Genomic DNA, 14,903 nt, shown 5'->3' with positions numbered 1-14,903 from the left:
CTCGACCCGCAGACCTGCGCCGTGGACTACGACGAGGCCGGGCCTCGGACCGCGCGCCGGACCGCCTCGACCGTCCTCGCGACGTCGTCCTCGTCCGTGGACCAGTTGCTCACCGAGACCCGCAGGACGTCCTGGCCGCGCCACCGGGAGCCGGAGATCCATGTCTCGCCGTCGGCGAGGAGCCGCACGCCGGCCGCCCGCGTCAGGGCGTCGTCGTCCAGCGCGAGGCACACCTGGGTGTAGACGACGTCGTTGACCACCCGCACGCCGTCGATGCGTGCCACGCCCTCGGCGATCGCCCGGGCGCGATCCGCCAGCCCTCCGACGAGCCCGGCCAACCCCTCCCGCCCCAACGAACGCAGCGCGGCCCAGGTGGGGACGCCGCGGGCACGCCGCGAGAGCTCGGGCGCCTTGTCGTAGGGGTTGCCGGGGCCGGGCGCGTCCACGAGGTAGGCCGTGTGCACGCCGAACGCCGCGCGCACGGAGGCGGGATCAGCCACGACGGCGACGCCGCAGTCGTAAGGCACGTTCAGGGTCTTGTGCGCGTCGGTCGCCCAGGAGTCGGCGCCCTCGATCCCACGCACGAGGTGAGCGAGGCCGGGTGTCGCCGCCGCCCAGAGGCCGAACGCGCCGTCGACGTGCACCCAGGCGCCGTGGTCGTGCGCGAGCGGGATCGCCTCCGCGAAGGGGTCGAAGGACCCGGAGTGCACGTTGCCGGCCTGCAGGGCCACGATCGTCGGCGTCCCGGGCGACCCCTCGGCGAGCGCGGCGGCGAGGGAGTCCGTGCGCAGCCGGCCCTGGTCGTCGGCCGCCACCTCCGTCGGGGCGCCGAGCCCGAGGTAGCGCAGCGCGAGATCGACGGAGTCGTGGCGCTCGGCACCGACCAGCACGCGCACCGGAGGGCCGCCCGTCAGGCCCCGCTCGTGGACGTCCCACCCCGCGCGGGCGAGCACCGCACCGCGCGCCGCGGCCAGCCCGGTGAGGTTCGCCGTCGTCGCGCCGGTCACGAAGCCCACGTCGGAGCCCGCGGGCAGGCCGAGCGCGTCGAGCACCCACCGTCCCGCCTCCTCCTCGACCGCGACGACGCCCGGCGTGGAGAACCGCATCCCCGCGTTCTGGTCCCAGGCGCTCACGAGCCAGTCGGCGCCCAGCGCCGCGGGCAGGGTGCCGCCCATGACCCAGCCGAAGAACCGGCCCGACCCGATCGCCATCAGGCCGGGCTCGACCCGGGCGGCGAGCTCGTCGACCACGCCCGCCGGCGCGAGCCCCTGATCGGGCAGCGGCCCGGGCAACGTCCGCCCGACGGCGTCCGCGTCGGCGCGCGGCGGGACGGGCCGCTCCCCCACGTCGTCGAGCCAGGCGCGCGCGTGGTGCACGGCGCGGTCGAGCGCGCCGTCGAAGTCCTTGCCTCTGACCGTCATCCGGGTGCTCCTTCGCGACCGGCCTCGGTGCCGCCGCCAGGATACCGAGGGGAATATCACGGGGCGGGACGACGCCTCGGTAGGAGGGAGGGCAGCGCCCGACGCCCGGGACGTCCTCGCCGCGAAGTCCCGGGGGCCGGCGGAAGTGCGCGACGATCACGCACGCGTGTGAGACTTCCCCGCATGAAGCGGACCATGGGTATCGAGGAGGAGTTCCTGCTGGTCGGGGACGACGGACGGCCGGTCGCACGGGCCAGCGAGGCGCTCGACGCCTCCGGCGTCGACCTGACGAGGTCCCCCGAGACCGGCGGAGGCGCGCTCGAGACCGAGTTCATGGAGGAACAGCTCGAGACGGCGACCCACCCGCGCCACGAGCTCACCGACCTCGCCGCGGAGGTCCGCGCGGGCCGGCAGCGCGCCCAGGCGGCGGCCGACCGGGTCGGGGTGCGCGTCGCGGCGCTGGCCACGTCCCCGTGGCCGTTCGAGGGCACGACGGTGGCGCGGCTGCGCTACCTGGAGGCGCGGGCGGCGTTCGGCCTCACGGCCCGCGAGCAGCTCACCAGCGGCTGCCACGTGCACGTCGCCGTGGCCGACGACGCCGAGGGCGTGGCCGTCCTCGACCGCATCGGGCCGTGGCTGTCCGTGCTGCTCGCGCTGAGCGCGAACTCGCCCTTCTGGCAGGGCGAGGACTCCGGCTTCGCCAGCTACCGCTCCCAGGTGTGGGCGCGCTGGCCCACGTCCGGGCCGGCCCGTTCCTTCGGGTCGCCGGAGGGCTACCGGCAGGCGGTCGACGACCTCGTCGCCACCGGGACGATCCTCGACCAGAACATGGTGTACTTCGACGCCCGGCTCTCCTCCCGCTACCCCACCGTCGAGATCCGCGTCGCCGACGTCTGCCTCGACGCCGACACGGCCACCCTGCTGGGCGCCCTCGCCCGCGGACTGGTCGAGACGGCGGCTCGCGAGGCCTCGGAGGGGCTTGCCGCGCCGCTGCTGCGGCCCGAGCTGCTGCGCACCGCCTCGTGGCGCGCAGGTCGCTCGGGGCTGTCGACGGAGCTGTTGTCGCCGCACACGTGGCAGCCCGCCCCCGCGCACGACGTCGTCGGGCAGCTCGTGGCGCACGTGCGCGAGGCGCTCGCCGACGACGGCGACCTGGACGCGGTCACCGAGCTTCTCGGACGGCTGTGGGCCGGGGGCGGCGGTGCAGCACGGCAGCGCGCGTGGCACGCGGAGTCGGGCGACCTGCGCGCCGTCGTGGACCGCGCCGTCGAGGTCACCCACGCCTGAGCGTGCGGTCTCGCGTCAGTCGTCCCAGCCCATGCGGAGCACCTCGAACGGGGTCGCGTGCTGCACGCCGAGGCGCGGCCCCGTGGCCGACGTCATCCGGGCGAGGAACTCGGCCGGGTCGAAGTGCTCCCACCCGAGACCGTCCAGGTAGGCGGCGTGGGCCCGCAGCGACGCGACGCCGGCGTCGAACGTGTCGGTGACGTCGACCGCGTGTCCCGCGTCGGGCGACCCGGCGACCCACACCTGACGCACGCCGCCCCACGGCTGGAACCCCTCGGCCTCGAGCTGGTCGGTGAAGACCCACCGGTTGCCGGCGTCGCGCACCGCGTCGACGACGGCGCGCCCGGTCGCGACGTGGTCGGCCTGGTTGAGCATCCCGCCGGGGAAGGTCTCGCGGTAGTTGCCGGTGATGACGACCTCCGGCCGGTGCCGGCGCACGGCGCCCGCGATCGCCCGGCGCAGCGGCAGGCCGTACTCGATCACCCCGTCGGCGAACCCGAGGAACTCGACCTCCTCGACGCCGACGGCCCTCGCGGAGGCGATCTGCTCGGCCTCGCGCACCCGGCGCGCCTCGTCGGGGTGCATGCCGTCGATCCCGGCCTCGCCGCTGGTCACCATGCTGTAGACGACCCGCTTGCCCTGGCCCGTCCAGCGGGCGACGGCCGCGGCCGCGCCGAACTCCATGTCGTCGGGGTGCGCCACCACCGCGAGCGCCGTCGTCCAGGTCTCGTCGAGGGGGCGCAGCGGGGCGTCCTCGTCGGCACGGTCGGGTGTCGTCGCCATGCCGACCACGCTAGCGACTCAGTACGTCGTCAGCCCGTGGGCGCGGAAGACGTCGCGCACGGCCTCGGTCGCCTCCGGCGTCGGCGGCTCGGTGCCGTCGAGCTCGTAGGTGCGCCCGAGCTCGGCCCACTTGTCGCGGGCCATCTGGTGGAACGGCAGCACCTCGACGCGCTCGACCGTGCCGGGGCGGACGGCCTCGATGTCCGCCGCGTGCCGGGCGACGGCGGCGACGTTCTCCGGGTCGTCGGTGAGGCCGGGCACGAGGACGAACCGCACCCAGACCGTGACGCCGCGCTCGGCGAGGCGGCGGCCGAAGCGGAGCGTGGGTGCCAGGGAGCGTCCCGTCACCCGCCGGTAGGTCTCCTCGTCGCCCGCCTTGATGTCGAGCAGCACCAGGTCCGTGTCGTGGAGCATCGCGTCGGTCGCGTTGGCGCCGAGGAAGCCCGAGGTGTCGAGGGTCGTGTGCACCCCGAGCTCCTTCGCCCCGCGCAGGACCCGCGCGGCGAACGCGGGCTGCATGAGCACCTCGCCGCCCGAGAGCGTGACGCCGCCGCCCGTCGCGGAGAAGATGCCGCGGTAGCGCGCCACGCGGGCCAGCAGGTCCTCGGCGAGGACGGGCTCGCCGTCCTTCATCGCCAGGGTGTCGGGGTTGTGGCAGTACAGGCAGCGCAGCGGGCAGCCGCTGAGGAACACCGTCAGCCGCGTCCCCGGGCCGTCGACGGCGGTCACGAGCTCCCAGGAGTGCACCGAGCCGAGCTCCCCCGAGCGCATCAGTGCCAGGCGGTCGGAGCGGCCCACCTCGGCGGTGTCCACGGTCTCGCTCCCCACGGACCTGATTCCCCCGAGGCCGGCGCCGGCCCGGCGCCGGGAGGGGGCGTCCAGCAACGCCGGGCCGGCAGTCATGGTCAGAGCCCCCCGTGGAAGGTCCGCGACAGCACGTCGAGCTGCTGCTCGCGGGTCAGCCGCACGAAGTTCACCGCGTAGCCGGAGACGCGGATCGTGAGCTGCGGGTACTTCTCCGGGTGCTCCATCGCGTCCTCGAGCGTCTCGCGCACGAGGACGTTGACGTTCATGTGGTAGCCGTCGGCGCCCACCGAGGCGTCGAGCAGGCCGGCGAGGTTCGCGACCTGCTCCTCGCGGGTGCGGCCGAGGCCGGACGGCACGACGGTGTTGGTCAGCGAGATCCCGTCCTGCGCCTGGTCGTAGGGCAGCTTCGCGACGGACAGCGCCGAGGCGAGCATGCCGTGCGTGTCGCGGCCGTTCATCGGGTTGGCGCCGGGCGAGAAGGGCTCCCCCGCGCGGCGGCCGTCCGGCGTGTTCCCGGTCGCCTTGCCGTAGACCACGTTGGACGTGATCGTCAGCACCGACTGCGTGGGCACCGCGTCGCGGTACATCCGGTGGCTGCGGATCTTCGCCATGAACGACTCGACCAGCTCGACGGCGATGGCGTCGACGCGGTCGTCGTCGTTGCCGTAGGCGGGCCAGTCGCCGTCCGTCTCGTAGTCGACGACGATGCCGCGCTCGTCGGTCACCGGGGTGACGGTGGCGTACCGGATGGCCGAGAGGGAGTCCGCCGCGACGGACAGGCCGGCGATGCCGCAGGCCATGGTGCGCAGCACGTCCTTGTCGTGGAGGGCCATCTCGAGCCGCTCGTACGCGTACTTGTCGTGCGACCAGTGGATGCAGTTCAGCGCCTCGACGTACGTCTCGGCGAGCCAGTCCATGGTGCGGTCGAAGCGGGCGCGCACGTCGTCGTAGTCCAGCGGCAGCCCCGGCGCGACGGCGGGGAACGCCGGCGAGACCTGCTTCCCGGTGACCTCGTCCCTGCCGCCGTTGATCGCGTACAGCAGCGCCTTGGCGAGGTTCACGCGGGCGCCGAAGAACTGCATCTGCTTGCCGACGGCCATCGGCGAGACGCAGCACGCGATGGCGGCGTCGTCGCCCCACGCGGGGCGGATCTGCTCGTCCGACTCGTACTGCACCGCGGACGTGTCGATCGACACCTTGGCGCAGAACTCCTTGAACCCCGCGGGCAGCCGAGGGCTCCAGAAGACCGTCATGTTCGGCTCGGGCGCCGGGCCCAGGTTGTACAGGGTCTGCAGGAAGCGGAACGAGTTCTTCGTGACGAGGGGCCGGCCGTCCTCGCCCATCCCGCCGATGGTCTCGGTGACCCAGGTCGGGTCGCCGGAGAACAGCGCGTCGTACTCGGGGGTGCGCAGGAAGCGCACGATCCGCAGCTTGATGACGAAGTCGTCGACGATCTCCTGCGCCTCGGGCTCGGTGAGCCGCCCGGCGGCCAGGTCGCGCTCGATGTAGACGTCGAGGAAGGTCGACGTGCGGCCGAGCGACATCGCGGCGCCGTTCTGCTCCTTCACCGCGGCGAGGTAGCCGAAGTAGAGCCACTGCACGGCCTCGCGCGCCGTCGTCGCCGGGCCCGAGATGTCGTACCCGTACGACGCGGCCATCTCCTTGAGCTCGCCCAGCGCGCGGATCTGCTCCGCGTGCTCCTCGCGCTCGCGCACGACGGACTCGCTGAACGGCTGGACGTCGAGGCCGAGCTTGTCGACCTTCTTCGCGGCGACCAGCTGGTCGACGCCGTACAGGGCCACGCGGCGGTAGTCGCCGATGATGCGTCCGCGCCCGTAGGCGTCCGGCAGGCCGGTGATGACGTGCGAGCTGCGGGCGGCGCGGACGTTCGGCGGGTAGACGTCGAAGACGCCCTGGTTGTGCGTCTTGCGGTACTCGGAGAAGACCTTCTTGAGGTCCTCGTCCACCGGGTAGCCGTAGGTCTTCAGCGCACCCTCGACCATGCGCCAGCCGCCGTTCGGCATGATCGCGCGCTTGAGCGGGGCATCGGTCTGCAGGCCGACGATCAGCTCCGCGTCCCGGTCGATGTAGCCCGGCCCGTGCGCGGTGATGCCCGCCGGCGTGTGCGCGTCGACGTCGTAGACACCCTTCTCGCGCTCGGCCGGGAACATCGCCGAGAGCTGCTCCCACACCGCCGTGGTGCGCGCCGTCGGTCCCGCGAGGAACCCGTCGCCCCCCGTGTACGGGGTGTAGTTGCGCTGGATGAAGTCGCGCACGTCGATGCCGTCGCACCACGGTCCCGGGGTGAAGCCCGTCCAGGCGGTGGTCGTGGTGGGTGCCGCGTCGGTGGTCATAGGGAGCCCCCTCCTTCTGAGGTATGACCACAGCCTATTCGTGAACATCTTCACAAGCGATGCCGAGCGGCTGTGACGTCGCAGACACCGCCGAACCGGTCGCGGGTTCAGTCCAGGACGAGGGCGGGAGGGGACGTCGCGAGCGCGAGGGCCGCGCGGGTCGTCGGCGCGACGACGTCGGGCCGGTCCGGCCCGTCCCACGACCGACCGTGGGAGACCCACGCCGTGCGCGTGCCCGCCGCGCGCCCGGCCGCGACGTCGGCGTGCCCGGCGTCGCCGACCATCCAGACCTGGCGCCGGTCCGCGTCCGCCGCACCCAGTCGCTCGAGGGCGATCTCGAGCAGGCGCGGGTCGGGCTTGGCGACACCTTCCTCCTCGGACACCACGACGGCGTCGACGTGGTCGCCGAGGCCGCAGCGCGCGATCTTGCCGCGCTGCTGGGCCGACGTCCCGTTGGTCACGACGGCGACCCGGTGACCCGCGCCACGCAGCGCGTCGAGGGCGGGGAGGACCCGTCGTACACCCGGACGCCGTCGAGGATGCCGGCGCGGAACCGCCGGATCGCGGCGGGGACGTCGTCGTCCCAGCCGAGGCGGTCGATCAGCACCCGCGCGAGCGCCTCCTTGGAGCCGTGCCCGCCCTCGTCTGCGGCGAGGATCGCGCCCAGCTCGGCGGGACCCAGCCCGGCCCTGTCGACCTCGCCCGACGCCCACGCCTCGAACGCCTCGGCGCGGCCCACCAGGGTGTTGTCGAGGTCGAGGAGCCAGATCATGACGGGAGGCTAACGGCCGGGGCGCGGTCGCACCCGGCCGTCTCGCCGCGCGGGCCCCGTGGCGGGTGGCGTCAGTCCCGGGCGAGCACGGCGAGGGTGTCCCGCACGGCGTCCTCGGCCCGCATCCGCTGCTGGCCGAGGATCTGGTCGCGGCTCGCGTGGTCGAGGAAGGCCACCGGGAGGCCGACGTGCACGAACGGCGTGCGCACGCCCTGCTCCCCCGCCCGCTGGGCGGTCATGGCGCCGACGCCGCCGTCGACGACGCCGTCCTCGATCGTGAGCACGAGGTCGTGCTCGCCGGACAGCTTCACCAGCGCCTCGGGCACCGGCAGCACCCACGTCGGCGCGACGACGTCGACCGCCAGGCCGTGCGCGGCCAGGGACTCGCCCGCCGCGAGCGCCGTGCCCACCATCGAGCCCACGCCCACGACGAGGACCTTGCGTCCGTCCGCGCCGGGGGCGGACGGGTGCCGGGCCACCACATCGACACCGTCGAGCGACTCGAGGGCCGGGAGCGGGTCGGAGAGCGCGCCCTTGGGGTAGCGCACGACGGTCGGCGCGTCGTCGACGTCCACCGCCGCGCGCAGGGCTGCGCGCAGGGTGGGCTCGTCGCGGGGGGCGGCGAGCCGCAGCCCGGGGACGATGCGCAGCATCGCCATGTCCCACATGCCGTTGTGGCTGGCCCCGTCGTCGCCGGTGATCCCGGCCCGGTCGAGCACGAACGTCACGCCCGCCCGGTGCAGCGCGGCGTCCATGAGCACCTGGTCGAAGGCGCGGTTGAGGAACGTGGCGTAGACGGCGACCACCGGGTGCAGCCCGGCGAAGGCCATGCCGGCCGCCGAGGTCGCGGCGTGCTGCTCGGCGATGCCCACGTCGAAGGTGCGGTCCGGGAACTCCTGCGCGAACGGCGCCAGACCCACCGGGTGCAGCATCGCCGCGGTGATGGCGACGACGTCGGGCCGGTCGCGGCCGATCTTCACGATCTCGTCGGCGAAGACCTTGGTCCAGCCGAACCGCGACGGCGCGACGGGCAGGCCGGTCTCGGGGTGGATCTGACCGACGGCGTGGAAACGGTCGGCGACGTCCTGCTCGGCCGGGGTGTAGCCGCGACCCTTCTCGGTGATGGCGTGCACGATCACGGGCCCGCCGTAGGCCTTGGCCCGGCGCAGCGCCTGCTCCATCGCCGCGACGTCGTGCCCGTCGACCGGGCCGACGTACTTCAGGCCGAGGTCCTCGAACATGCCCTGCGGCGCGACGACGTCCTTGATGCCCTTCTTCAGCCCGTGCAGCCAGTCGTACGCGAAGCGGCCGGGCGCGCCCGTGCGGTGCAGCGTGCGCTTGCCCCACGACAGGAACGCCTCGTAGCCGCGGGTGGTCCGCAGGGTGTCGAGGTGGTTGGCCACGCCGCCGATCGTCGGCGAGTAGGAGCGCCCGTTGTCGTTGACGACGATGACGAGCCGGCGGTCCTGCGACGCCGCGATGTTGTTCAGCGCCTCCCAGGCCATGCCGCCCGTGAGCGCGCCGTCGCCGATGACGGCGGCGACGTGCCGCTCCGGGTGCCCCTGCACGGCGTTGGCCTTGGCCACGCCGTCGGCCCACGACAGCGCGGTGGAGGCGTGCGAGTTCTCGACGACGTCGTGCTCGGACTCGGCGCGCGAGGGGTAGCCGGACATGCCGCCCGCCTTGCGCAGCGCGGAGAAGTCCTGCCGGCCCGTGAGGAGCTTGTGCACGTACGCCTGGTGGCCCGTGTCGAACACGAGGGTGTCCCGCGGGGAGGCGAAGACGCGGTGCAGCGCGATCGTCAGCTCGACGACGCCCAGGTTCGGCCCCAGATGCCCTCCGGTGCGCGACACCTGGTCGACCAGGAAGGCCCGGATCTCCGCCGCGAGCCGCGTCGTCTGCTCCGGCGAGAGCCGGCGGACGTCCTCGGGCGAGCCGATGGTGCTCAGCAGGCTCATGCGTTCCTCCCCGTTCATAGCCACACCACAATAGGCGGTCCGCAGCGTCCCACGAACCGTCGCGCCCCACGTACCGGCGCCGCACGGGGTAGTTTCGACCCTGCCGACGGGAACACGTGACCGCCGGCGAGCGTTCGGCAGAGGGACGACCCAGGAAGCTCGTCCTCTCCCGACACACCTCTCAGGGGACACCTGTGCGCTTTCTCGACGGGCAGCAGCCCACCACCGACCTCACCTACGGCGACGTCTTCATGGTCCCGTCCCGCTCGGACGTGACCAGCCGCTTCGACGTCGACCTCTCCACCGACGACGGCACGGGGACGACGATCCCGGTCGTCGTGGCGAACATGACGGCCGTCGCGGGCCGCCGGATGTCCGAGACGGTCGCCCGCCGCGGCGGCATCGCGATCATCCCGCAGGACATCCCGGTCGACGTCGTCGCCGACGTCGTGGCCGACGTGAAGTCCAAGGACCCGGTCATCGAGACGCCCGTCGTCGTGGCGCCCACGGACACCGTCTCCACGGTGCTGACGCTGCTGGGCAAGCGCGCGCACGGCGCGGCGGTCGTGGTGGCCGACGGCAAGCCCGTGGGCGTCGTCACGGAGGGCGACTGCGCCGCCGTCGACCGGTTCGCCCAGGTGCACCAGGTGATGTCGGACGACGTCGTCGCGCTCGACGCCGCGGCGATCGACGCCGAGGGGCTCGAAGCCACGTTCGAGCGCATGCACGCCGCCAAGATCCACCTCGCGCCCGTCGTGCGCGACGGCGTCCTTGCGGGCGTCCTCACCCGCAAGGGCGCCGTGCGCTCGTCCGTGTACCGGCCCGCGCTCGACGCCGCCGGCCGGCTGCGGATCGGCGCGGCCGTCGGCATCAACGGCGACGTGGCCGCCAAGACCCGCGAGCTGCTCGACGCGGGGGTGGACGTGCTCGTCGTCGACACCGCGCACGGTCACCAGTCGAAGATGCTGCAGGCCCTCGAGGCCGTGCGCTCCGTCGACCCGCAGGTGCCGGTCGTGGCCGGCAACGTCGTGACCGCCGCCGGCGTGCGCGACCTCGTCGCCGCGGGCGCCGACATCCTCAAGGTCGGCGTCGGGCCGGGCGCGATGTGCACCACGCGCATGCAGACCGCCGTGGGCCGCCCGCAGTTCTCCGCCGTGCTCGAGTGCGCGGCTGCAGCGCGCGAGCTCGGCAAGCACGTGTGGGCCGACGGCGGCGTGCGCCACCCCCGCGACGTCGCGCTGGCGCTGGCCGCCGGCGCGTCGCAGGTGATGGTCGGCTCGTGGTTCGCCGGCACGTACGAGTCGCCCGGCGACCTGCACGACGACGGCACGGGCCGCCTGTACAAGGACTCGTTCGGCATGGCCTCCGCGCGGGCCGTGGCGGCGCGCACCGCCGGGGCGGGCACCGCCTTCGGCCGCGCGCGCAAGGCCCTCTACGAGGAGGGCATCTCCACCGGGAAGATGTACGTCGACCCGCTGCGCCCGGGCGTCGAGGACCTGCTCGACGAGATCACCTCGGGCCTGCGCTCCAGCTGCACCTACGCCGGGGCGCGCACGCTCGGGGAGTTCCACGAGCGCGCGCTGGTCGGCGTGCAGTCCGCCGCCGGCTACGCCGAGGGCATGCCGGTCGCCACGAGCTGGTGAGCCGGCCATGAGGGGGACGGCCGCCGCGCGCGCCCAGCTCGCGGCACTGGCGGCAGACCGCCGCTTCCTGTCCGACTGGGGGCTGGCGCGGGGCGACCTGGACGCCGCGTCCGCGCGCCCCGCGGCCGTCCTCGTGCTCTTCGGGGTGCTCGACGACCTCGCCGCCGACCACGACGCCCAGGCTCTCGCCGTCGCTCAGGACCTCGACGTCCTGCTCCTGGAGCGGGCGGCGACGCTGCGTTCGCATGCCGGGCAGGTCGCGTTCCCCGGCGGGCGCGCGGAGGACGGCGAGGGCCCCGTCGACGCCGCGCTGCGCGAGGCGGTCGAGGAGACCGGGCTCGACGCCGCCGGGGTCGAGGTGCTCGGCACGCTCGCCCAGCTCCCGATGCCGGTGAGCAACCACCTGGTCACGCCCGTGCTCGGGTGGTGGGCGCGGCCCACGCCGGTGCGCGTGGTCGACGTCGCCGAGTCGGCGCATGTCTTCCGCGCCCCCGTCGCCGACCTGCTGGACCCGGAGCACCGGGTCACGACGGTGCTGCACCGCGCCGGGCGCACCTGGCGCGGGCCCGGCTTCGAGGTGCTCGACGGCGCGGGCGTGCCCCACCTGGTGTGGGGCTTCACCGCGGGGATCCTCGACGCCGCGTTCGACCGCCTCGGGTGGACCGAGCCGTGGGACCACTCCCGCGAGCGCGAGCTCTGAGCCGACGACGCCCGCGCCGTCGTCGACCCCGTCGCCTGGGATGATGCCCGGGTGCCTGCCGCCGAGATCGACGTCGACGTCCGCCTGACCCGCGCGCTGCTGGCCGAGCAGCACCCCGACCTGGCGGACCGTCCGCTGGAGATCGTCGCCCACGGCTGGGACAACGTCATGGTGCGGCTCGGCGACGACCTGGCGGTGCGGCTGCCACGGCGCGCCCTGGCCGCGCCTCTCGTCGAGCACGAGCAGCGGGCGCTCCCCGCGCTGGCCGCCCGGCTCCGCGCGGCGGCGCCCGACGTCGTCGTGCCCGTGCCCGTCCGTGTCGGGCGACCGAGCACCGCGCTCGACTACCCGTGGCCCTGGAACGTCGTGCCGTGGGCGGACGGGGTGAGCGCGGAGGCGACGTCCGTGGCCGCCCGCACCGCCTGGGCGGGCACGCTCGGCCGGCTCCTCGCCGCGGTGCACACCCCCGCCCCGGAGGACGCGCCGCCGAACCCGGTGCGCGGGGTGCCCATGCGCGAGCGTGCCGAGGCGCGCGACCCCGCCGCCCTCGACGAGCGTCTGGCGGTGGTCCCGGCGGAGGCCCGGGGGGCGGCACGCCGCGTCTGGGAGCGTGCGCTGGACGCCCCCGCGTCCGACGGCCCGCCGGTGTGGCTGCACGGCGACCCGCACCCCGCGAACCTCGTCGTGGCGCCCGGCGCGGGCGGGCGGGCGGACCGGCTGGCCGCCGTCGTCGACTGGGGCGACGTGACGTCCGGCGACCCCGCCTCCGACCTGGGGTCGCTGTGGCTGTGCTTCGACGACGCGGGCCGGGCCGCCTGCCGGGCCGAGATCCAGGCCCGGGCCAACGGCGGCGGCGGCTGGGACGAGGCGACGTGGGCGCGCGCCGCGGGCTGGTCGCTGCTGTACGCGACGAACATGCTCGCGCACCCCGAGCAGCACCCCCGCATGGTGCCGATCGGCCGGCACGCCCTCGCGGCGCTGCTCGACGGCGCTGCCTGAGCGGCGGACGGCATCGCTGCGGCAGACTCGAGGCATGGCCCGCGACACGCAGAAGACCACCTGGAGCGACGCCGACCCGCGCGCGGTCGTCGCCGCCGTCGCGCGCCCCGGCCGCCGGAGGGACGCGGAGACGCTGCTCGCGCTGATGGAGCGTGCCACCGGGCAGCCCGCGCGGATGTTCGGCACCTCGATCGTGGGGTTCGGCGAGGACCGGTACGCCTACGCCAGCGGGCGCACGGGCCACGCGGCCGCCGCCGGGTTCTCCCCGCGGGCGGCGGCGTCGGTCGTCTACCTCTCCGACGGCGTCGAGGCGCACGCCGACGCCCTCGCCCGCCTGGGCCCGCACACCACCGCCGTCGGCTGCCTCTACCTCAAGGACCTCACGCAGGTGGACCTCGGCGTCCTGGAGGAGATCGTCGCCGCGTCCTACGCCACGCTCACGACGGGGACGTACGGGCTGCGGGCGCGCGAGGGAGGCGACCCGACGTCGGCGCCGCGCTGACCCCACCGACGGCCGTCAGCCCGCGGCGACGGCCGCCGGGTCCGCGCCGCGGGCCACGAGCGCCCCCCGCACGGCCGCGAGCGCGCGGTCGTAGGCGGCGTCGTCGCCGAGCAGCAGCGAGCCGTCGTTGGCGGCGTTCAGCATCGCCGTGATCTCGAAGGCGAGCTGGTCGACGTCGGTGCCGGCCGCGAGCTCCCCGACCTCCACCGCCAGCTCCGCGTGCCGGCGCAGGTAGGACGTCCAGTCGCGGTGTGCCGTGACGACCGCGTCGCGCACCACCCCGTCCTGCGTGTCGAACTCGACCTCCACCGTGCGGAAGAAGCAGCCGCCCGCGAACACCCGGCGGCGGGAGTAGTCCGACCAGCACCGCACCAGCGACCACAGCCGGGCCAGCCCCGGCCCCGCCACCCGCGCGGGCTCGACGACGGCCTCGACGAACATGCCCCGGGCGTGCTCCACGGCCGCGAGCTGCAGGCCCTCCTTGCCGCCGAACAGGCCTGCGATACCGCTCTTGTTGACCGGCAGCCGCGCGGCCAGGGAGCCGAGCGTGAGGGCCTCGAGCCCGCGGACCGACGCGTCCTGGACGGCGAGGTCGAGGACGGCGCGGCGGGACCGGTCCCCACGCACGCGGCGGCCGTCGGTCGGCGCGTCGCCCGGGTCGCCCGTCGGGGCGTGGGTCGAGCGGCCTGTCGGGGTGGTCGGCGTCTCGGTGCTCACGGGATGAGTGTACGACCGTTCGTTCAGTGTTACTGTGCGAACGTTCGTTCAGATATCTCGTGGCCCTCACCTGGAGGTCGTCGTGCCCTACGTCCCCGCCCCTGTCAGCGCCGGCCTGCGCGCGCTGTCCGCCGTCGCTCCCCCGCTCGCGGTCCGGGTCGCCGCCCGGGCGTTCTGGTACGTCGGCCCGCCCGCCGACGTCCGCCCCGCCGACCGCGCCGTGCACGACCGCGCCCGCCAGGGCGCGGTCCACGTCGACGGCGAGCGCGTCGTGACCTACCGGTGGGGCGACCCCCGGGCGCCCACCGTGCTCCTCGTGCACGGCTGGAAGAGCCGGGCCTCACGGTTCGCGGGGCTCGTCACGTCCCTCGAGGCGGCCGGCCTGGGCGTCGTGTCGTTCGACGGCGTCGCCCACGGCGCGTCGAGCGGCCGGCGCATGTCAGCCCTCGAGCACATGGCGGCGATCCGGGCCGTGCACGACGCCGAGGGGCCGTTCACCGCCGTCGTCGGGCACTCCCTGGGCGCCCTCGCGGCCGGGCTCTCCCTCGCCGACGGACTGCCCGTCGACCGCTTCGTCTCGGTGGCCGCGATGACCGGCTTCGACGCGATCGCGGAGTCGTTCCTGCGCCTGGTCGGGATGCCCGCCGGGCTGCACGACCGGTTCTGCGACCACGTCGAGCGCACCTTCCCGGGCGGCGTGCGCGACGTCCGCTCCCGGATCGACCTCGTCGCGCACCCCGTCCCGGAGCGCGTCGCGACGCTGCTCGTCCAGGACGACGACGACCGCATGTCGCTGCCCACGGGCGCGCCCCTCCTGCACGCGGCGGTGCCGGGCAGCACGCTCCTCACCACCCGCGGCCTCGGCCACAACCGGGTGCTCGACGACCCGGCGGTCGTGGCGGCCGTCGTCGCGCACGTCACGGCGCCCCTGCCCGCCGTCACGCCGTGACGGACGACGGC

At 74.8% G+C, this 14,903-nt stretch carries 14 protein-coding genes; 6 read left to right on the top strand and 8 right to left on the bottom strand.

Annotation, left to right across the window (positions count from 1 at the left end):
- Positions 1 to 26: 26 nt before the first annotated feature.
- Positions 27 to 1,421: a pyridoxal phosphate-dependent decarboxylase family protein gene (locus ACH443_RS10565; RefSeq protein ID WP_430590270.1), complete on the bottom strand. Its 1,395-nt coding sequence runs from the start codon at positions 1,419 to 1,421 to the stop codon at positions 27 to 29.
- A gap of 183 nt (positions 1,422 to 1,604) precedes the next feature.
- Between ACH443_RS10565 and ACH443_RS10560 the strand changes: the two genes are divergently transcribed.
- Positions 1,605 to 2,708 carry a glutamate--cysteine ligase gene (locus tag ACH443_RS10560; RefSeq protein WP_430590269.1) on the top strand — a complete coding sequence of 368 codons (1,104 nt, stop codon included), beginning with the start codon at positions 1,605 to 1,607 and terminating at the stop codon, positions 2,706 to 2,708.
- Between the two features lie 15 nt (positions 2,709 to 2,723).
- On the opposite strand, the gene ACH443_RS10555 is transcribed toward ACH443_RS10560, so the two are convergent.
- The 6 genes from ACH443_RS10555 to dxs all read right to left on the bottom strand — a co-directional run bounded on the left by ACH443_RS10555 (position 2,724) and on the right by dxs (position 9,382).
- Positions 2,724 to 3,491, bottom strand: coding sequence for a PIG-L deacetylase family protein (locus ACH443_RS10555; protein WP_430590268.1), 768 nt, complete (start codon positions 3,489 to 3,491; stop codon positions 2,724 to 2,726).
- An 18-nt stretch (positions 3,492 to 3,509) separates the two neighbouring features.
- Complete coding sequence (gene pflA / locus ACH443_RS10550; RefSeq protein WP_430590267.1) at positions 3,510 to 4,394, bottom strand: pyruvate formate-lyase-activating protein; 885 nt, start codon at positions 4,392 to 4,394, stop codon at positions 3,510 to 3,512.
- A 2-nt stretch (positions 4,395 to 4,396) separates the two neighbouring features.
- On the bottom strand, positions 4,397 to 6,652 hold the full coding sequence (gene pflB, locus ACH443_RS10545) for a formate C-acetyltransferase (protein WP_430590266.1): 2,256 nt from the start codon (positions 6,650 to 6,652) through the stop codon (positions 4,397 to 4,399).
- Positions 6,653 to 6,759: 107 nt separating this feature from the next.
- A complete protein-coding gene (locus ACH443_RS10540) occupies positions 6,760 to 7,113 on the bottom strand; it encodes an HAD family hydrolase (RefSeq protein ID WP_430590265.1) in 354 nt (117 codons plus the stop codon).
- Positions 7,110 to 7,424, bottom strand: a complete 315-nt coding sequence (locus ACH443_RS10535; RefSeq protein ID WP_430590264.1) for a hypothetical protein — start codon at positions 7,422 to 7,424, stop codon at positions 7,110 to 7,112. The genes ACH443_RS10540 and ACH443_RS10535 overlap by 4 nt, the downstream gene beginning before the upstream one ends.
- Before the next feature lie 71 nt (positions 7,425 to 7,495).
- Entirely contained in the window at positions 7,496 to 9,382 is a 1,887-nt protein-coding gene (gene dxs, locus ACH443_RS10530; RefSeq protein ID WP_429763720.1) for a 1-deoxy-D-xylulose-5-phosphate synthase, read from the bottom strand.
- A gap of 194 nt (positions 9,383 to 9,576) precedes the next feature.
- Between dxs and ACH443_RS10525 the strand changes: the two genes are divergently transcribed.
- From ACH443_RS10525 to ACH443_RS10510, 4 genes are read left to right on the top strand one after another with little or no spacing between them, the layout of a single operon-like run.
- The gene (locus ACH443_RS10525; protein WP_429763721.1) at positions 9,577 to 11,025 is read left to right on the top strand and encodes a GuaB1 family IMP dehydrogenase-related protein; all 1,449 of its coding nucleotides are present in this window, start codon (positions 9,577 to 9,579) and stop codon (positions 11,023 to 11,025) included.
- Positions 11,026 to 11,032: 7 nt separating this feature from the next.
- Positions 11,033 to 11,725 carry an NUDIX hydrolase gene (locus ACH443_RS10520; RefSeq protein ID WP_430590263.1) on the top strand — a complete coding sequence of 231 codons (693 nt, stop codon included), beginning with the start codon at positions 11,033 to 11,035 and terminating at the stop codon, positions 11,723 to 11,725.
- 51 nt (positions 11,726 to 11,776) lie between these two features.
- Complete coding sequence (locus ACH443_RS10515) at positions 11,777 to 12,724, top strand: aminoglycoside phosphotransferase family protein (RefSeq protein WP_430590262.1); 948 nt, start codon at positions 11,777 to 11,779, stop codon at positions 12,722 to 12,724.
- A 34-nt stretch (positions 12,725 to 12,758) separates the two neighbouring features.
- Complete coding sequence (locus tag ACH443_RS10510; RefSeq protein WP_430590261.1) at positions 12,759 to 13,226, top strand: DUF1801 domain-containing protein; 468 nt, start codon at positions 12,759 to 12,761, stop codon at positions 13,224 to 13,226.
- Positions 13,227 to 13,241: 15 nt separating this feature from the next.
- On the opposite strand, the gene ACH443_RS10505 is transcribed toward ACH443_RS10510, so the two are convergent.
- Complete coding sequence (locus ACH443_RS10505) at positions 13,242 to 13,943, bottom strand: TetR/AcrR family transcriptional regulator (RefSeq protein ID WP_430590260.1); 702 nt, start codon at positions 13,941 to 13,943, stop codon at positions 13,242 to 13,244.
- Between the two features lie 82 nt (positions 13,944 to 14,025).
- Here ACH443_RS10505 and ACH443_RS10500 point away from each other — a divergent pair, with 82 nt between their 5' ends.
- The gene (locus tag ACH443_RS10500; RefSeq protein ID WP_430590259.1) at positions 14,026 to 14,892 is read left to right on the top strand and encodes an alpha/beta fold hydrolase; all 867 of its coding nucleotides are present in this window, start codon (positions 14,026 to 14,028) and stop codon (positions 14,890 to 14,892) included.
- Positions 14,893 to 14,903: the final 11 nt, after the last annotated feature.

Origin of the sequence: Isoptericola sp. NPDC019571 (assembly GCF_044389385.1) — a bacterium.
Taxonomy (GTDB): Bacteria; Actinomycetota; Actinomycetes; order Actinomycetales; family Cellulomonadaceae; genus Isoptericola; species Isoptericola nanjingensis.
This window is presented reverse-complemented; position numbering and strand designations above follow the sequence as displayed.